Raw genomic sequence first — 17165 nt, forward strand, 5'->3', positions numbered from 1 at the left:
CTGAGGCGAGGTCAGGAAGCCCGCGAAGAACCGCGGACGGTCCTCGACCCCGGTGGGCGTCGCACCCCGGGACGTCTCCAGCCCGAGATGGCGTCCGTCGGCGGCGGAGCGCAGCACGGAGGGTTGGCGATGGGCCACGGCCGGTGAAGATCGCGTCATGGGAAAAACCGTAGCGGCGGCCACTGACAATAGGCGCTGACCTGCGAAAGCGCCCTACAGGTAAGGGAGTTCGGGAAGCGGCGATACCCGCACCGGGACGCCGAGAGACCCGGACCGGGGAATGCGACAGGGCCGCACACCGGGGGATGACGCCGGTGCACGGCCCTGGGAAAAGCCTACGGGAGTTACTGGCCGACCCGGCCCGGCTGCAGGGTCTGGGTGAACAGCACGGTGCCGTCGTACTCGCGCAGACGAACCGTCAGCTCCCCGCTGTCGCCGTCGATGTCGACCTCGCCGAAGAACTGGTAGCCCTCGGCGGGAGACACGTTCGCGGCGGTCGGCGCCTTGACGAACACCCGGTCGGGGCCGAACGTGCCGTCCAGGGCGCTGGCCGGGAAGGCGCCGGCGTTGAGCGGGCCGGAGACGAACTCCCAGAACGGCGCGAAGTCCTTGAACGCGGCCCGCGACGGGTCGTAGTGCTGGGCCGAGGTGTGGTGGACGTCGGCCGTCAGCCACACCGTGCCGGTGATCCTCCGGTGCTTGATGTACCGCAGCAGCTCCGCGATCTGCAGCTCGCGGCCGAGCGGCGCGCCCGGGTCCCCCTGGGCGACGGCCTCGAAGTTCGCCAGACCCTCGACCGGGTCGGGCACGACCAGACCGAGCGGCATGTCCGCGGCGATGACCTTCCACACCGCACGCGACCGGGACAGCTCGCGCTTGAGCCACTCCAGCTGCTCGGCGCCGAGGATGCCCTGCGGGTCGGTGGTCTGGTTGTCGGGCGAGTTGGCGTTGCGGTAGGTCCGCATGTCAAGGACGAAGACGTCGAGGAGCGGGCCGTGGTGGTGGACGCGGTAGATCCGGCCGTCGGGGCGGCCGCTGATCGTGGAGATGGGGAAGTACTCGGAGAACGCCCGTCGGGAGCGCACCGCCATGTCGTCCAGCTTGGTGCCGGCCGGGTAGGGGGTGCCGGTGCCGATGACCTCGCCCGGGTACCAGTTGTTGCGGACCTCGTGGTCGTCCCACTGGATGACGTTCGGCACCTGGGCGTTGAACCGGCGCAGCGCCTCGTCCAGCAGGTTGTAGCGGAAGTTGCCGCGGAAGTCGTCCAGGGTGAACGCGACGTGCGACTTCGCCTCGCTGGTGACGTTGCGGTACAGGCTGCCGTCGGGCAGCGCCTGGGTCGCCGTGATCACACCGTCGGCGTAGATGTTGTCACCACTGCACAGGAAGAAGTCCGGGTCCAGCTTCGCCATCGCGTCGAAGATGCGGTAGCCGCCGATGGACTCGTTGATGCCCCAGCCCTGCCCGGCCAGGTCACCGGACCACAGGAACTTCACGTCGTGTCGCCGGCGCGTGGACGCGGTGCGGAAGGTACCGGTGACCGGCTCGCCGGTGCGGCGCGGGTCGTCGGGGTCGGCGAGCAGCACGCGGTAGTGGATCTGCTCGCCCGACGGCAGCCCGTGCAGCCGCGTGGTGCCGGTGAAGTCGCTGTCCGCGCCGAGCAGCGGGCCGCGCCATCTGTGGGGGTTGCGGAACGACTCGGTGGCCGAGGTCTCCACGATCATCCGGGCCGGCCGGTCCGAACGGACCCACACCAGGCCGGAGTCGGCGGTCACGTCACCCGCCTGCACACCCCAGTCCGCCCGGGGGCGTCCGGAGAGCGCGAACGCCGGAGCCGAACCGAGCGCCGTGGGCAGGGTCAGGGCCGCCGACGCGGCGAGGGAGCCGCGCAGCACGCTGCGGCGGCCGGGGAGCGAAAGGGACATGAAGGGCCTCCAGGACGGGATCCGGCCAGTTGTGCACAGCCACAACTACTGGTGCGCCGCAGCGCTCACGGAAACCACAAGTGAACAACTGACCGGCCCCGCAAGGTCACCCGTCGACCGCCTCCGCCATCACCCGCACTCCCTCCCGGATCCGCGCCGGCGGCAGCTGCGCGTACCCCAGCACCAGCCGTACGACGGATTCGTCGGCCCCAGCCCCAGCCGTACGCAGGCGTCGTCGCCCCACGCGTGCGCGCACGCCACCGGCGGAGACACCGCGACCTGGGTCTGGCCATCCACTCACCGCCGTCGCCCACCGCTCCGTTCGCCGGAACGGCCTCCTACGGCCCGTCCGGCGTCGGCGGCCCCGTGGCGGCGCGAGGGTCGCCATGGCCTCGGGGCCCTGCCATACGTCTGGCGACGCTGGGCGGTGGGTGTGGTGCCGTGAGCCGGTGGGTGTGGGTGCCGTGCGTCGTATGGGCCGTCGGGCGGGGGGTGTCCGCGCCCTGCGCCGTTTCAGTCGCCGTTCAGCGGCTGCCGGAGCCCGGTTCGGAGTGAGCCGTCGGCCGGGGGTCGCCGACACCGCACCCGGCCTCGGGTGACGCTGAGCGGCTGCCGTCCAGGATGACCCGGGCGACCAGCGCCGGGTCGTCGTTCATCGGGCAGTGCCCGCAGCCGGGCAGCCGGACCAGGCGGGCCTTGGGGATGATCTGCTTGGCCCGGATCCCCTGACGGCGCACCAGCAGCATGTCCCGGGTGCCCCAGCCCACGGTGACCGGGATGCCGGAGATGTCATCCGTGAACTGGACGGCGGAGCCCGCCCGCAGGGTCTCGGCGAACCCGGTGGCCTGGGCGAGCGCGAGCGTCTCGGCGACCACGGCCTCGGGTGTACGGCGCGCCGGGCGGGCGTAGATGGTGCTCGTCAGGGCCGTCCGCCCGGCGGCCGTCCGGGACAGCCGCTCTACCAGCGGGAGCGGCAGCCGTTCCGCGATCCGCCGCATGGCGATGAGGACACCGAAGGCGTAGCGCCGCTCGGCCTGCGACCAGAATCCGGCGGGGGAGAGGGCGGTGACGGACCGTACGAGCTTCTCGCGGCCCAGCTCCAGGGCCAGCAGCCCGCCGAGCGAGTTGCCGGCCACATGCGGCCGGTCCAGCTCCAGCGCCTCGAACAGGGTGGCGAGCACGGCGTTGGTCGTCGGCAGGTCGTAGGCGAGGCCCGCGGGAAGCCCGGGGGAGGCTCCGAAGCCGGGCAGGTCCACGGCGATCACGTCCCGCTCGGTCGCGAGGATGTCCACCACCGGGTCCCAGGCCTGCCGGTGATGCCCTATTCCGTGGATCAGGACCAGCGGCTCGCCGCGGCCCACGCGCGCGTAGGAGACGGTCACGTCCTGCTGGCCCTGCGCGGCCGGGACTTCGAGGGAGACGGTGGCGGACATGGGGGCTCCTCGTCTGTGACATCGGCTGACGCCGTAGACAGCTTGTCAGCAATTGCTACTGGCGGGTAGTCCCCGGGGGTGGCGTGTCGCGCCTCCGTGGCAGATGGCGTAGCTCAACGCGCCCTGCGCGGCGGCAGGTTGAAATCGGCGCGCCCGAAGCGCTGCGCGAGGGTCAGTCAATGCGGCAGCCACGTCTCCACGGATCATTCTGGGCCGCGCGCACGGTGGACGTGGTGATTCCGCCCGGTCATGGAGGAACGTGTCGGGCGGGACGAGGACCTGATCGCGTCAAGACGGCCGGCCCCGTTCGGGTCATCCGAAAACCGGGCCAACAGCGATCCCTCGCCGACCTCCGACAGCCGACTTCTGATGTCCGGCGCCCCACGGCTCCCGTCGTACGGCGGGAGCCTTGCCGTCATGTCACGAAAACGCCCCCGTGCGAACGCCTTGTGAACGCTGCATGGCACCGCTTTCTATGCGCTTTCCATGGGATCGAGGATTGGTCTTGACCAAGGGTGTGCACCGCCCTATGGTCGCAGATAAGTACAACAACCTTTAATAAACAAGGGCGCTAAAACGCCGCCGGACCACGGCGATTGCGGAGGACAGGGTGGGGACCACGCAGCTGGAATCGGTGCCGGAACCGAAGTACTGGCATCTCAAGACCGTGCTCAGTGAGGCACTGGACTCGGAGTTCTCGGTCGGTGAGATCCTGCCCAACGAGCGCGACCTCGCCGCCCGCTTCGGCGTGGCCCGCGCCACCCTCCGGCAGGCCCTCGAACAGCTCGAACTGGAGGGCCGCCTCCAGCGCCGCCGCGGTGTCGGTACGACGGTGGCGCCCCCGCGCATGGGCGTGGCCGTGGGTACCGACCAGGACGCCTGGCCGGGCGCCCCCGGCGACGCCTGGCAGCCGGTCGACTGCACCCTCGCGGTGCCGCCCGCCGCTGTCGCGACCGCTCTGGAGACCGGCGCGGAGGAGCCGGTGCACATCGTGCGCCGCTCCCGCGTCTCCCACGGCCAGCCCGTCGCCGCCGAGCTGCTCTACATCCCGGCGCCCTCCGTCCCGGACCTGACGGCGATCGACGCGCCGTCCGGATCGGCACGCGCGCGTGCGGTGCTGCGCGAGCTGCAGCGCCTGGAGCTGGAGGGCCAGGACCGCGCCGTGGAGCTTGGCTCGGCACGCGCGGACGACGCCAAGGAACTCGACCGCCTCCCCGGCGCCCCGGTCCTCGTCGTCACCACCCGCTTCCTGGCCGCCGGCCGTACGGCCGCGCTCTCTGCCGCCACGTACCGCGCGGACACCTGCCGGCTGACCTTCGGCGACTCCGGCGGAGTGGAGATCCACCACGGACCGGAGCGCCAGGCTTCATAGCCACCGAGCCGGAACAGGACGCGCCCCGAAACTCCTCCGGGGCGCGTCACGTCTCTCAGCGCAGCTCAGGTCGGCTGCTCAGCGGCGTGCGGTGACCGTTCCGTCCACCGCGAACAGCTGCTCCTCCACATGGTCGAGGGCGAGCCGCAACGCGCCGGTCGCCACCGCCGCCTCGCCGAGGAGGGAGAGAGCCACCCTGGGCGGGCGCAGACAGTAGCGGGCGAGTTCGCGGCGCAGCGGCTCCAGGACGCCGTCGAGTCCCGCCGCCCAGCCGCCGATCACCACCAGCTCCGGGTCCAGGGCCAGCACGAGCGCTGCCACGTCGTGGACCAGCCGCTGGATGAACCTGTCGACCGCGGCCCGCGCCCGCACGTCCCCCTTGCGGGCCAGCGCGAACACCTCGGCGACCGCCTGCTCGTCCAGCGGGTGCAGTGGTTCGTCGGTGGTGGACAGCAGTGTCTCGGGGGTCACCTCCCGGCCCAGCAGATGCAGCGCGCCGATCTCCCCGGCCGCCCCGCCGTAGCCCCGGTGCAGCCGTCCGCCGATCAGCGAACCGGCGCCCGGACTCAGCCCGGCCAGCACCATCACCACGTCGTCGGACTCGGTGGCGGCGCCCTTCCAGTGCTCGGCGACGGCCGCCGCGTTGGCGTCGTTCTCCACCAGCACCGGGCACTTGAAGGAGCGGCTCAGCCGTTCGCCCAACCGCAGTCCCGTCCACTGGGGCAGCGCGGTGCCCAGCCGCACCCGGCCGTCCGCCTCGACGATGCCCGGTGTGCCGACCCCGACGGCCCGCAGCGAACTACGCGGCACCCCGGCCCGGCGCAGCAGCTCGGCGACCGCGGTGCGCAGCCGCTCCAGCCGCTCGTCCGCGTCGGCCGTCTCGTCCACGTCCTTGGCCTGCGCCCCCAGGACCCGGCCGTCCAGATCGGCCAGGAGCGCGGAAACGCGGTGCGCACCGACCTCCAGTCCCAGCAGATGCCCGGCCTCGGCCCGGAACCGGAACCGCCGCGCGGGCCGCCCCTGCCGCCGGGTGGCACCCTCCTCGGCCGCCTTCTCGACGACCAGACCAGCCTCGATGAGCCCTTCGACGACCCCCTCGACGGTCGGCCGGGACAGTCCGGTCACCCGGGTGATCTCCGTGAGCGTCGCGCAATCCGTGGCACGCAGCGCATGCAGCACCACCGCGGAATTGATCCTTCGCAGCAGAGACGGATCACCACCGGTCAGCCCCGCCAACGTCCGTCCTCCCAGCTAGCTCCGCGTGTTGGCCGGATCGTACTTCGGTAACGACGACCCCGGCGAGTGCCCGGAGCCCCCGACCTGCCGAAGATCCGCGATCACCGGGGCACGACGAACCCCGACTCGTACGCTGCGACCACTGCCCGACCGGTGGCGCTGGTTCGCGGCGCAGGCCACGGCGATCACCTTGCCGGTGCTCGCCGTCGGTCTGCTCACCGGCCTCGTCACCCTCGTCCTGGGCAAGTACCACCTGACGCCGCTCTGCTGCCCGACCGAGCGGGTCAAGTCGTCCTCACAGCGACCGGGACGGGGTGCCCTGGGCCCGTGGACGGGGCTGGCGGTGACCGTGCTGTGGGCGGCGGCCGCGGTGCTCGCCGGAGCCCGCAGTGCGCGCCGACGGATCGCCTGACGGCCGCAACCGCCCTTTCAGCGGTGACCGGCTAGCCCTCCGCCGCCTCCCGCAGCCGCCCGAACTCCTCCGCCATCGTCGCAGCCGTCCAGTGCGCGTTCAGCCCGCTGGGGTTCGGCAGCACCCACACCCGCGTGTCCCCGATCGTCCGCTCCTGCGGTCCCACCTGTGCCGTGCGGTCGCCGAACGCGGCCCGGTAGGCCGTGACGCCCACCACCGCCAGCCACCTCGGCCGTGTCCGTGTCACCTTCGCCGTCAGCAGCCGGCCGCCCTCGGCGTACTCCGCGGCCGTCAGCTCGTCGGCGCGTGCGGTCGCCCGCGCCACCACGTTCGTGATGCCGAGCCCGTACGACAGCAACTCGCCCTGTTCAGCGGGCTTCACCAGCCTGGGGGTGAACCCGGACAGGTGCAGCACCGGCCAGAAGCGGTTGCCGGGACGGGCGAAGTGATGGCCCGTGGCCGCCGTCATCAGGCCGGGGTTGATGCCGCAGAACAGGACGTGCAGGCCGTCCGCGATCACGTCCGGGACGAGACGGTCGCGGGCGGCCTCCAGTTCCGCCGCTGTGAACCGGGTCAGAGGATCGCTCCGGGGGCGTAACCGGCGGCCTCGGGGTGCTGCTTGACGATCTCCTCGATCCGGCCGACGACGGCCGCGACCTGGTCGGCGGCCGCGCCCGTGAAGGACAGCTTGTCGGCCATCAGGGCCGCCAGCTGCGCACGGTCGAGCGGCAGCCGCTCGTCGGCGGCCAGCTTGTCGAGCAGGTCGTTGCGCTCGGCGCCCTGCTCACGCATCGCCAGTGCGGTGGCGACGGCGTTCTCCTTGATCGCCTCGTGCGCGACCTCACGGCCGACGCCCGCGCGCACCGCGCCCATCAGCACCTTGGTGGTGGCGAGGAAGGGCAGGTAGCGGTCCAGCTCACGGGCGATGACGGCGGGGAACGCGCCGAACTCGTCGAGGACCGTCAGGAAGGTCTCCAGCAGACCGTCCAGCGCGAAGAACGCGTCGGGCAGGGCCACCCGGCGCACCACCGAACAGGACACGTCGCCCTCGTTCCACTGGTCGCCCGCCAGCTCACCGGTCATCGAGGCGTAGCCGCGCAGGACCACCATCAGGCCGTTGACGCGCTCGCAGGACCGCGTGTTCATCTTGTGCGGCATCGCCGAGGAGCCGACCTGGCCCGGCTTGAAGCCCTCCGTGACCAGCTCGTGCCCGGCCATCAGCCGGATCGTCTTGGCCAGCGAGGACGGCGCGGCCGCCAGCTGCACCAGCGCGGTCACGACCTCGTAGTCCAGCGAGCGCGGGTACACCTGGCCGACCGACGTGAACGCCTGCGAGAAGCCCAGGTGCCGCGCGATCCGGTTCTCCAGGTCGGCCAGCTTCACCGCGTCCCCGCCCAGCAGGTCCAGCATGTCCTGGGCCGTGCCGACAGGACCCTTGATGCCACGCAGCGGGTAGCGGCCGAGCAGTTCCTCGACCCGGCCGTACGCCACCAGCAGCTCGTCGGCGGCGGTCGCGAAGCGCTTGCCGAGGGTGGTGGCCTGCGCGGCCACGTTGTGGGAGCGGCCGGCCATGACCAGCTCCGCGTACTCCCCGGCCAGCTTGCCCAGCCGCGCCAGGACGGCCACCGTACGGTCGCGCACCAGCTCCAGCGAGAGCCGGATCTGCAGTTGCTCGACGTTCTCCGTCAGGTCGCGGGAGGTCATGCCCTTGTGCACGTGCTCATGGCCGGCGAGGTCGTTGAACTCCTCGATCCGCGCCTTCACGTCGTGCCGCGTGACCTTCTCGCGCTCGGCGATGGAGGCCAGGTCGACGGTGTCGAGGACCCGCTCGTAGTCGGCGATCGCCGCGTCCGGCACCTCGATCCCTAGGTCCTTCTGCGCCCGCAGCACGGCGAGCCAGAGCTGCCGCTCCAGCTTCACCTTCTGCTCGGGCGACCAGAGCGTGGCGAGCTCGGCGGAGGCGTAACGTCCGGCGAGGACGTTCGGGATGCGGGGCTTGGCGGGGGCGGCAGAAGTCACGTGTACGGATTCTACTGGCGGTTTCTGCAGTCCAGCGTCGCGGGTCCGCTCGTGCGAAGCTACGAAAGCCGTGCCCGCGGTCAGGACGAATCGGCCGGACCCGGCTGCGCGTGGGAGACCTCGGCCAGCTCCGCCAGCACGTCCGCGTGGCACAGCTCGGGCGCGCACCAGCACGCCAGGGTCTTCCCCCGCAGCTCGGCCACCAGCTCCAGCAGCTCGGGACGCTCCAGCAGATACGCCCGGTACATCGCCATCACCTCGGCCCGGGTGCCGTCCCGTTTCTTCTTCGGGGTGTCGTAGGCGAAGGGGTTGTAAAGCGGGTGGCGGGGCAGGTCCCAGCCGCCCATGGTCCAGCGGCGGCCCACGTGGACGACCTCCTCCGGGGCGTGTTCCAGCCGGGGGCCGAACTCATGGATCCGGCCCCTGACATTGATCACCCGCGTGGACACAGGCCTCAGGCTATGCCCGCGCTATGCCTCGTAGGGCAGCAGCTCCGGCCGCTTCGGCGTGCGCCCGTCCCCCGAGGAGCGGCCGGTCAGGCGGCGGCCTATCCACGGCAGCAGGTGCTGCCTGGTGAACCGGGCGTCCGCGACCCGGCGCGCGACCCAGCCGGGCGGGGGCGTGGCCGGCATCGGTGTGTGCCACTCGCTGTCCTCGGCCTCGTAGCCGAGGGTCTGCCAGACCGCCTCGGCGACCCGGCGGTGCCCCTCGGCCGTCAGGTGCAGCCGGTCCACGTCCCACAGCCGGGGGTCGGCCAGCGAGGGGGCGCCGTACAGGTCGACCACCAGGGCGCCGTGCCGCCCGGCGAGGTCCTCGACGCAGGCGAACAGCTCCTCCATGCGCGGCCGGAACCGCTCGAGAACCGGGCCCTGGCGGCCGGGGCTGCGCATCAGCACCAGCCGCTCGCAGGCCGGTGCCAGCCGCTCCACCGCCTCGGTCAGCAGGTCCCGGACCCGGCCCATGTCGCACTTGGGCCGCAGGGTGTCGTTGAGGCCGCCGACCAGCGTGATCACGTCGGGCCGCATCGCGACCGCCACGTCCACCTGCTCCTCGACGATCTGCCCGATCAGTTTGCCGCGCACCGCGAGGTTGGCGTAGCGGAAGCCGGGGGTGCGGGCGGCCATCCTGGCGGCGAGGACATCGGCCCAGCCCCGGTAGGAGCCGTCGGGCTGCAGGTCCGACATGCCCTCGGTGAAGGAGTCGCCGACCGCGACCAGGCTGGAGTGTGCGGGAAGCGCAGGGTTCACAGGGTTCTTCTGCATGGCGACAGAGATGGTATCCCGAGGCGCATACCCGTCAGTCGGTCGCTCCCCCGGAGAGGGCTACGCATGTTGCCCGAACAGCTCCCGCAGCACGTCCTCCATCGTCACCAGCCCCGCCAGCCGTCCGTCGTCGCCCAGCACGCCCGCCAGATGGGTGCGGCTGCCGCGCATCGCGGTGAGTACATCGTCCAGCGGGGTGTTCTCCCGCACCCGCGCGATGGGCCGCATGTCCCGCAGCCGGAACGCCTCGTCCCGGGGCGAGGCGTCCAACGCGTCCTTGACGTGCAGATAGCCGACGATCCGCCGCCCCTCGTCGACCACCGGGAACCGGGAGAAGCCGGACTCCGCGGACAGCCGCTCCAGTTCCTCCGGGGTGACGCCCACGCGCGCGTAGACGACACGCTCCAGTGGCACCACCACGTCCCGCACCGGCCGGCGGCCCAGCTCCAGGGCGTCGTGCAGCCGTTCCTGCGCCCGGTCGTCGATCAGGCCCGCCTCGCTGGCGTCCTTGACGATCTCGGCGAGCTCGGTGTCCGTGAAGGTCGCCGCGACCTCGTCCTTGGTCTCCACCCGAAGCAGTTTGAGCAGGCCGTTCGCGAAGGCGTTGACGGTGAAGATCACCGGCCGCAGCGCCCGGGAGAGGGCCACCAGCGGCGGTCCGAGCAGCAGCGCGCTGCGCACGGGCTCGGCGAGTGCCACGTTCTTCGGAACCATCTCGCCGAGCAGCATGTGCAGATAGGTCGCCAGCGCCAGGGCGATCACGAAGGACACGGCGTGGCCGGCGCTCTTGGGTACGCCGACCGCGTGGAACACCGGCTCCAGCAGATGCCCGATCGCCGGTTCGGCGACCACACCCAGCACCAGCGTGCACAGCGTGATGCCGAGCTGGGCGGCGGCAAGGAGCGCGGACACGTGCTCCAGGCCCCACAGCACGCTCCTGGCCCGCCGGTCGCCCGCCTCGGCGTGCGGCTCGATCTGGGAGCGGCGCACGGAGATCAACGCGAACTCGGCGCCCACGAAGAAGGCGTTGACGACCAGCGTGGCAAACCCGATCAGCAGCTGTACGACGGTCATCGGTGCCCCTCCTGTTCCTGCCTCTGTTCGTCGGCGAGCGGCGCGTGCAGCAGTACCCGGGCCGCGCGCCGCCCGGACGCGTCGACCACGTCGAGCCGCCACCCGGCGACCTCGACGCTGTCCCCGGTCTCGGGTATCCGGCCCAGCTCGGTCGCGACCAGCCCGGCCAGCGTCTCGTACGGCCCCTCGGGCGGCCTCAGGCCCACGCGCGCGAGCTGGTCCATGCGGGCCGCGCCGTCCGCCGAGTAGAGCGCGCGGCCCTGCTCGTCGGCGCCCGCGGGGGCGAGGTCGGGCGTCTCGTGCGGGTCGTGCTCGTCGCGGACCTCGCCGACGACCTCCTCGACGATGTCCTCCAGGGTGGCGACCCCGGCCGTACCGCCGTACTCGTCGATGACGACGGCCATGGTGCGCCGGCCGCCGAGGCGGTCCAGGAGGCGGTCGACGGTGAGGGACTCGGGGACCAGCAGGGGCTCACGCATCACCTCGTCCACCCGGACGCGGGCCCGCTCCGCCACGGGCAGGGCCAGGATGTCCTTGATGTGGGCGGTGCCGACGACCGAGTCGAGGCTGTCCCGGTAGACCGGGAAGCGGGACAGCCCGGTCGCCCGGGTCGCGTTCGCCACGTCCTCGCAGGTCGCGTCGACCTCCAGGGCGACGACCTGGACGCGCGGGGTCATCACGTTCTCCGCGGTGAGGTCGGCGAGGTTCAGCGTGCGTACGAACAGCTCCGCGGTGTCCGCCTCCAGCGAGCCCTCCTTGGCGGAGTGCCGGGCCAGTGCGGCCAGCTCCTGGGGGCCGCGCGCGGAGGCCAGCTCCTCGGCGGGCTCCACACCGAACCGTCGTACCACCCGGTTCGCGGTGTTGTTCAGATGCGTGATGAACGGCCGGAAGGCCGCGCTGAACCAGCGCTGGGCGTTGCCCACCCGCTTGGCCACGGCCAGCGGCGAGGAGATCGCCCAGTTCTTGGGCACCAGCTCGCCTACGACCATCAGGAACACCGTGGACAGCGCGGTGCCGATCACCAGCGCGAGCGAGCTCGCCGCCGACCGCGCGATGCCCACCGCCTCCAGCGGACCGGCCAGCAGCTTGCCGATCGACGGCTCGGCGAGCATGCCGACCACCAGATTGGTGACCGTGATGCCGAGCTGGGCCCCCGAGAGCTGAAAGGTCAGCTGCCGTACGGCCTTGAGGGCGCCCGCGGCACCGCGCTCGCCGCGCTCCGCGGCCCGCTCCAGTTCACCGCGTCCCACCGTGGTCAGCGAGAACTCGGCCGCGACGAAGGCACCGCAGGCGAGCGAGAGCAGGATCGCCACCAGCAGGAGGAGCACTTCGGTCATCGGGTCACCTCCGTCCCATGATCGGACAGGGTGGACGGGACCGCGCGGTGTTGCCGGGACAGAGGACTGGAAGGCTCGCCCATGGGCGGACGCTCACACACCTTTCATGGAGGAACGGGACGACTCCCCAATGGTAAAGGATCGGCAAAGCCGGCTACTCGGGAGTCTCCGTCAGCGGCGTAACCCCCCGTCGCCACCTCTCCTACGACTCGTACCCCACCGCCCCCAAGGCATGGTGCGCGGTCTCGTTGCGCACGAAGTCCTGCTTGCTCACGAACATCGCCTACAGCGGTTTGACCCAGCGCCGCCAGTGGTCCTACAGTGCCGTTCCGCGACTGGCAGCGTCACGCCTCGCTCCCGGACCCCGACCACCGGGACGCCGGAACCGACCTGACCCGGGTCGCCACCCAGTCCTGGGCGCTGCGCGGCGAAGGCCGGATCATCCTGATCGACACCGGCGCGGGCAACGGCAAGTACCGCCCGCTCCAGCCGATCTGGTCGTATCTGAACACCCGTTACCTGGACAATCTCGCGGCGGCCGGTATCCAGCCGGAGGATGTCGACCTCGTCGTCACCACGCATCTGCGTCGTCACCACGCATCTGCACGACGACCACGTCGGCTGGAACACCCGGCTCGAAGGCCGTGACTGGGTGCCCGCCTTTGCCCACGCGACCTCCGCGAGCACCGGAGCGAAGTCCCCGGACCCGCCCGACGACCTCCTCCAGGTTGCCGACGAGGACGGTGGGCAGGGCGAGGGCCTGTGTCAGCGTCAGCTCGGGCCGTCGCTCCAGGAGCGGGCCGAGTGCGGACTTCGGGGCGTCGGTGATCGCCGGCCACTCGTCGGCCGGCGCGCGCGTGAGCAGGTTGACCCCGAAGCGGAACTGACGCGGCATGACCTTCTCCTCAGCGGTCCGGGACGTGAGCGTCACGCCTGCATCACTCGTGCGCGATGGCCGCCAGCACATTCATGCGCGACGCACGCAACGCCGGCAGCAGCGCCGCCACGATGCCCACGACCGCCGAGCCGATCACGACGGCCACGATCGTGCCCCATGGGATCGCCAGCGCCTTCATGCCCTGGAGAGCCAGCACCTGCTGGGTGCACACGCCCCACACCAGGCCGAGCGCGAGCCCCAGCACCGCGCCGAACACCGCGATCACCACCGACTCCAGCCGGATCATCCGGCGCAGCTGCCGCCGGCCCAGCCCGATCGCGCGCAGCAGCCCGATTTCCCGGGTGCGCTCCACGACCGACAGGGCCAGGGTGTTGACGACCCCGAGCACCGCGATCACGATCGCAAGGCCGAGCAGCGCGTAGACGAGATACAGCAGCACGGCGATCTGATCGTGGACCAGCTTCTTGTAGTCGGCCTGGTCGCGGACCTGCACCTGCGGATACGGGGCGAGAGTCTTCTCCAGGTTCGCGCGGAGCCGGTCGACACTCGTACCCGGGGCGTGGTTGACGTACAAGGACGAGTCCTGGCCGTCGGGGACGTACTTCTCCACGGTGGCGATGCCGAGGAACAGCCCGCCCTGGGTGCCGAAGCCGCTGCCGCCGTCCTGGTCGGTGAGGGCGCCCACCTTCATCTCGGCGCTTTTCCCGCCCTGGAACTCGACCGGGAGCACGCTGCCGAGGCGCACCTTGTGGTCCGCGGCGAAGGTGGCGTCCATGCCGATACTGCCGTCGGCGAGCGCGGCCGCGGTGTCACCGCCCTTGTAGGCGACATGGGCGACGTCGTCGACCTGCGCGTCGTACCCGGCGGCGGTCGTGGTGACCCGCTTGCCGTCCGGCAGCCGCAGGGCCACCGGCGCGAACCGCTGCCGCACGACAAGACCCACGCCCTCGGTGCCGCGCACCTTGTCGGTGACCTCCCGGGTGAACGGAAGGAAGTTGCCGTTCTGGACGATGAAGTCGGCTCCCAGCGTCTTGTCGATCTGCTGGTCGAATGACTTGGACATGGAGGCGCTCGCCACCGACATCCCGCCGACCAGGGCCAGCCCCACCATGAGCGCGGCGGCGGTGGCGCCGGTACGGCGCGGGTTGCGCAGGGCGTTGCGCTGGCTCATCCGGCCGACCGACCCGAACAGGGCGGGGAAGGCCGCACCCAGGACGCGGATCACCGGGCGCACCAGCAACGGGCCCGCGATGACCGTGGCGAGCAGCGTCAGCACCACCCCGAGGCCCAGCAGCGAGGCGGCCGAGGCGGTCTTCGTGGCCGCCGCACAGCCCGCGAGGGCCGCCACCCCGAGCACCCCGACGACCGCGCCCACGATCGCCCGCACCGTCAAGGGCTTGCCCACGCCGGCGATCTCGGCGTCCGCGAGCGCCGCCATCGGCGACACCGTGGCCGCGCGCCGTGCGGGCAGATAGGCGGCGACGAAGGTGACGCCGACGCCCACGACGTAGGCCGCCACGGGTGTGCCCCAGCCGACGACCATCTCGGTGGTCTTGAGGTTCATCCCGAACGCGCTCATCAGCTTGATCAGCCCGAGCGCCAGCCCGATACCGGCGCCCAGACCCAGCGTCGAACCGACCAGCCCGAGCAGCACGGCCTCGGTGAGCACGGACCGCCGCACCTGACGCCGGTCGGCGCCCAGCGCGCGCAACAGGCCCAGCTCACGGGTGCGCTGGGCGATCAGCATGGAGAAGGTGTTGACGATCAGGAAGACACCCACGAGCGTGGCGATGCCCGCGAATCCCAGCATCACGTACTTGATGACGTCGAGGAATCCGCCCAGGTCCGCGGCGGAGGTCTTCGCCTGCTCGTCGGCGGTCTTCAGGTCGTACGTCCCGGTCCCGATCGCCTCGCCGACCCGGCGCTTCAGCTCGGCGTCCGTGACACCCTGCGCCGCGTCCACCGAGATGCTGGTGGCCCGGTCGGCGGAGCCCAGCAGTTCCTTCGCGGCGACCGACGGGTCGAGGAAGACCAGGGCCGCACCGGGGTTGGTGGTGGTGAAGGTGGCGATGCCGACGATCTCGACCCTGAAGGTGCCGGGCTGGGCCTGCACGGTCAGTGTGTCGCCGATGCGCACGTGCTTCTTGCCGGCGGTGTCCGCGTCGAGGAGCGCCTGGCCCGCACCCCGCGGGACGTGCCCCGAGGTGAGCTTCACAGGGCTGCGGTGGGTGAGGTACCAGTCGGTGGCGATGGTCGGGGCGCCGGTGGTCGGGCCGACCGACTTGTTGTGGCTGTCGACCACCACGATGTTCTGCACCGAGACGTCCGCGTGGGCGTCCGCGACCCCGTCGACCTTGGCGACCCGCTCCTTCAGCGCGGCCGGCACGGTCTGTACGGCGCCGGTCGCCACCGACGACTTGAGGTCCTCCTTGGGCTCCACCGTCACATCGGCGGAGGTGGAGGCGAACAGCCGGTCGAAGGTACGGGTGACGGTGTCTGAGAAGATCAGGCTGCCCGCGACGAACGCCACGGACAGGACGATGGCCAGCGCGGACAGCAGCAGCCGTCCCTTGTGGGCCAGGAAGCTCCGCAGGGTTGCCTTGAGCACCGGGTCAGTCCTCCCCGGGCCCGGAGGACCCGCGTCCCACGTCGAACCGCTTCATCCGTTCGAGCACGGCGTCGGCCGTCGGCCCTTCCATCCGATCCACTATTCGGCCGTCCGCGAGGAAGAGCACCAGGTCGGAGTGGGCGGCGGCGCCCGGGTCGTGGGTCACCATGACGACCGTCTGCCCGAGCTGGTCGACCGCGTCCCGAAGAAAGCCCAGCACCTCGAGACCGGCCCGCGAGTCCAGGTTGCCGGTCGGCTCGTCGGCGAAGATCAGCTCCGGTCGGGAGGCCAGCGCCCGTGCGCAGGCCACCCGCTGCTGCTGCCCGCCGGACAGCTGCGCGGGCCGGTGCTTGAGCCGGTCCCGCAGCCCCAGCGTGTCGATGACCTGGTCCAGCCACTTCCCGTCGGGCTTCTTGCCCGCGATGTCCATGGGCAGGGTGATGTTCTCGGCCGCGTTCAGCGTCGGGATCAGGTTGAACGACTGGAACATGAACCCGATCCGGTCCCGGCGCAGCCGCGTCAGCTCGCGCTCCCGCAGACCCGTTATCTCGGTGCCGCCGAGCCAGACCTGGCCGGCCGACACCGTGTCCAGTCCCGCCAGGCAGTGCATCAACGTGGACTTGCCGGAGCCCGAGGGGCCCATGACCGCGGTGAAGCGGCCGCGCGCGATGTCCACGTCCACCGAGTCCAGTGCGAGCACGGCCGTCTCGCCCGCGCCGTACGCCTTGGTCAGCCCGCGTGCGCGGGCCGCTGTCCCGTCCGCGGCCGGTCCCTCCGCAGCTGGTGTGGACAACACTGCCTCCTCGCTCGCGCGATCTAGCCGTGATCCTCTTTGTCGGAGCCTTGGCCGAGCTTTGTCCGGGACGAGCGTAGTGTGACGCGCCCCACAGGCGGTATCACTTTTCGATTCCGATGCGCGCTTGCCGCTGCTAGCACAACCGCGCTAGCGTCTAGGTATGGCGAAGACCCAGCTGAACGTGCGCGTGGACGAGGGGACCGTCAAGGCGGCCCGCGAGCGTGCTCTCGCGCGCGGGATGAGCGTCAACCGCTACATAGAGGAACTGGTCATGCAGGACACAGGTGAGGCGGGCCGTACGTTCGTCGAGGCGGCCGCCGACTTCATGAAGCAGTACGAGTCCGTCTTCGCGGAGGAGTTCGGCGAAGCCCAGGGTCCCGATACCTCTGACAAGACCGAAGGCCGTCACTGATCCCTTGAACGACCTGACCATCGATCTCGCCTGGCTCCTCATGCTCGCCGAACAGAAGACCCCGGGGGACCCCCAGGTCACCGACTGGGGTGCGCTGATCGCCGCCGTCGCCCGGCACCGGGCCGAGATATTCGACGTCCCCGTCTACGACACCTCGCACGCCCGCGCCGCCGCACTGCTCCAACTCCTCATCCACGTACCGGCGCTTGAGCGCTCGAACGCCCTCTTCGCGTCCTCGGTCGCCTACGCCTACCTGGTCGCCAGCGGCCTCAAGATCGCCACCTCGCCCGAACAGGTCCGAGATCTGGCCCGGTTGGTGAAGACGGGCGAGGCGAGCGTGTCCGACATCGCGGAGGAGCTGCGCCGCTGGAGCCTGTGATC

Annotated in this window: 15 protein-coding genes and 3 pseudogenes; 6 read left to right on the plus strand and 12 right to left on the minus strand. The window is 71.4% G+C overall.

Annotation, left to right across the window (positions count from 1 at the left end):
• Positions 1 to 344: 344 nt before the first annotated feature.
• The 3 genes from ACZ7OO_RS29330 to ACZ7OO_RS29340 all read right to left on the minus strand — a co-directional run bounded on the left by ACZ7OO_RS29330 (position 345) and on the right by ACZ7OO_RS29340 (position 3358).
• Entirely contained in the window at positions 345 to 1925 is a 1581-nt protein-coding gene (locus ACZ7OO_RS29330; RefSeq protein ID WP_471509230.1) for an alkaline phosphatase D family protein, read from the minus strand.
• Positions 1926 to 2031: 106 nt separating this feature from the next.
• Positions 2032 to 2169 (minus strand): hypothetical protein, encoded by a 138-nt coding sequence (locus tag ACZ7OO_RS29335; RefSeq protein WP_471509232.1) that lies wholly within the window; start codon positions 2167 to 2169, stop codon positions 2032 to 2034.
• Positions 2170 to 2449: 280 nt separating this feature from the next.
• Positions 2450 to 3358 carry an alpha/beta fold hydrolase gene (locus ACZ7OO_RS29340; protein ID WP_471509233.1) on the minus strand — a complete coding sequence of 303 codons (909 nt, stop codon included), beginning with the start codon at positions 3356 to 3358 and terminating at the stop codon, positions 2450 to 2452.
• A 610-nt stretch (positions 3359 to 3968) separates the two neighbouring features.
• On the opposite strand from ACZ7OO_RS29340, the gene ACZ7OO_RS29345 reads away from it, so the two are divergent.
• On the plus strand, positions 3969 to 4730 hold the full coding sequence (locus ACZ7OO_RS29345) for a GntR family transcriptional regulator (protein WP_471509235.1): 762 nt from the start codon (positions 3969 to 3971) through the stop codon (positions 4728 to 4730).
• A gap of 78 nt (positions 4731 to 4808) precedes the next feature.
• Here ACZ7OO_RS29345 and ACZ7OO_RS29350 read toward each other — a convergent pair whose 3' ends face one another.
• Positions 4809 to 5966 carry an ROK family transcriptional regulator gene (locus ACZ7OO_RS29350; RefSeq protein ID WP_471509237.1) on the minus strand — a complete coding sequence of 386 codons (1158 nt, stop codon included), beginning with the start codon at positions 5964 to 5966 and terminating at the stop codon, positions 4809 to 4811.
• A 258-nt stretch (positions 5967 to 6224) separates the two neighbouring features.
• Between ACZ7OO_RS29350 and ACZ7OO_RS29355 the strand changes: the two are divergent.
• A pseudogene (locus ACZ7OO_RS29355) lies at positions 6225 to 6378 on the plus strand (ABC transporter permease); the annotation flags it as partial.
• Between the two features lie 31 nt (positions 6379 to 6409).
• Here ACZ7OO_RS29355 and mug read toward each other — a convergent pair.
• From mug to ACZ7OO_RS29385, 6 genes are all read right to left on the minus strand, one after another.
• The gene (mug, locus tag ACZ7OO_RS29360) at positions 6410 to 6955 is read right to left on the minus strand and encodes a G/U mismatch-specific DNA glycosylase (RefSeq protein ID WP_471509382.1); all 546 of its coding nucleotides are present in this window, start codon (positions 6953 to 6955) and stop codon (positions 6410 to 6412) included.
• Positions 6952 to 8397, minus strand: a complete 1446-nt coding sequence (gene purB, locus ACZ7OO_RS29365) for an adenylosuccinate lyase (protein ID WP_471509239.1) — start codon at positions 8395 to 8397, stop codon at positions 6952 to 6954. Before purB ends, mug begins: the two co-directional genes overlap by 4 nt.
• 80 nt (positions 8398 to 8477) lie before the next feature.
• The gene (locus ACZ7OO_RS29370; RefSeq protein ID WP_471509241.1) at positions 8478 to 8846 is read right to left on the minus strand and encodes a DUF4326 domain-containing protein; all 369 of its coding nucleotides are present in this window, start codon (positions 8844 to 8846) and stop codon (positions 8478 to 8480) included.
• 21 nt (positions 8847 to 8867) lie between these two features.
• Complete coding sequence (locus ACZ7OO_RS29375) at positions 8868 to 9659, minus strand: SGNH/GDSL hydrolase family protein (RefSeq protein ID WP_471509243.1); 792 nt, start codon at positions 9657 to 9659, stop codon at positions 8868 to 8870.
• A 60-nt stretch (positions 9660 to 9719) separates the two neighbouring features.
• Positions 9720 to 10733, minus strand: a complete 1014-nt coding sequence (locus tag ACZ7OO_RS29380; protein WP_471509244.1) for a hemolysin family protein — start codon at positions 10731 to 10733, stop codon at positions 9720 to 9722.
• Complete coding sequence (locus ACZ7OO_RS29385) at positions 10730 to 12070, minus strand: hemolysin family protein (protein WP_471509246.1); 1341 nt, start codon at positions 12068 to 12070, stop codon at positions 10730 to 10732. Before ACZ7OO_RS29385 ends, ACZ7OO_RS29380 begins: the two co-directional genes overlap by 4 nt.
• Before the next feature lie 321 nt (positions 12071 to 12391).
• Between ACZ7OO_RS29385 and ACZ7OO_RS29390 the strand changes: the two are divergent.
• Together ACZ7OO_RS29390 and ACZ7OO_RS29395 are read left to right on the plus strand one after the other, a co-directional pair.
• Positions 12392 to 12538: pseudogene (locus tag ACZ7OO_RS29390) on the plus strand (MBL fold metallo-hydrolase); the annotation flags it as partial.
• 88 nt (positions 12539 to 12626) lie between these two features.
• Positions 12627 to 12719 (plus strand): annotated as a pseudogene (locus ACZ7OO_RS29395) (hypothetical protein); the annotation flags it as partial.
• 289 nt (positions 12720 to 13008) lie between these two features.
• Here ACZ7OO_RS29395 and ACZ7OO_RS29400 read toward each other — a convergent pair.
• Positions 13009 to 15576 (minus strand): ABC transporter permease, encoded by a 2568-nt coding sequence (locus ACZ7OO_RS29400; RefSeq protein ID WP_471509248.1) that lies wholly within the window; start codon positions 15574 to 15576, stop codon positions 13009 to 13011.
• Positions 15577 to 15580: 4 nt separating this feature from the next.
• Entirely contained in the window at positions 15581 to 16369 is a 789-nt protein-coding gene (locus tag ACZ7OO_RS29405; RefSeq protein WP_471509249.1) for an ABC transporter ATP-binding protein, read from the minus strand.
• Positions 16370 to 16532: 163 nt separating this feature from the next.
• Here ACZ7OO_RS29405 and ACZ7OO_RS29410 point away from each other — a divergent pair, with 163 nt between their 5' ends.
• Complete coding sequence (locus ACZ7OO_RS29410; protein WP_352222183.1) at positions 16533 to 16784, plus strand: toxin-antitoxin system HicB family antitoxin; 252 nt, start codon at positions 16533 to 16535, stop codon at positions 16782 to 16784.
• 4 nt (positions 16785 to 16788) lie between these two features.
• A complete protein-coding gene (locus ACZ7OO_RS29415) occupies positions 16789 to 17163 on the plus strand; it encodes a fic family toxin-antitoxin system, toxin component (RefSeq protein ID WP_471509251.1) in 375 nt (124 codons plus the stop codon).
• Positions 17164 to 17165 lie beyond the last annotated feature (2 nt).

It is taken from the genome of Streptomyces sp. NPDC111744 (assembly GCF_055634995.1).

What these genes read in the sequence shown, in the direction of transcription:
- ACZ7OO_RS29330 (WP_471509230.1), bottom strand. Translation starts at nt 1,925, where the DNA reads ATGTCCCTTTCGCTCCCCGGCCGCCGCAGCGTGCTGCGCGGCTCCCTC.
- ACZ7OO_RS29340 (WP_471509233.1), bottom strand. Translation starts at nt 3,358, where the DNA reads ATGTCCGCCACCGTCTCCCTCGAAGTCCCGGCCGCGCAGGGCCAGCAG.
- ACZ7OO_RS29375 (WP_471509243.1), bottom strand. Translation starts at nt 9,659, where the DNA reads ATGCAGAAGAACCCTGTGAACCCTGCGCTTCCCGCACACTCCAGCCTG.
- ACZ7OO_RS29380 (WP_471509244.1), bottom strand. Translation starts at nt 10,733, where the DNA reads ATGACCGTCGTACAGCTGCTGATCGGGTTTGCCACGCTGGTCGTCAAC.
- ACZ7OO_RS29385 (WP_471509246.1), bottom strand. Translation starts at nt 12,070, where the DNA reads ATGACCGAAGTGCTCCTCCTGCTGGTGGCGATCCTGCTCTCGCTCGCC.
- ACZ7OO_RS29410 (WP_352222183.1), top strand. Translation starts at nt 16,533, where the DNA reads ATGGCGAAGACCCAGCTGAACGTGCGCGTGGACGAGGGGACCGTCAAG.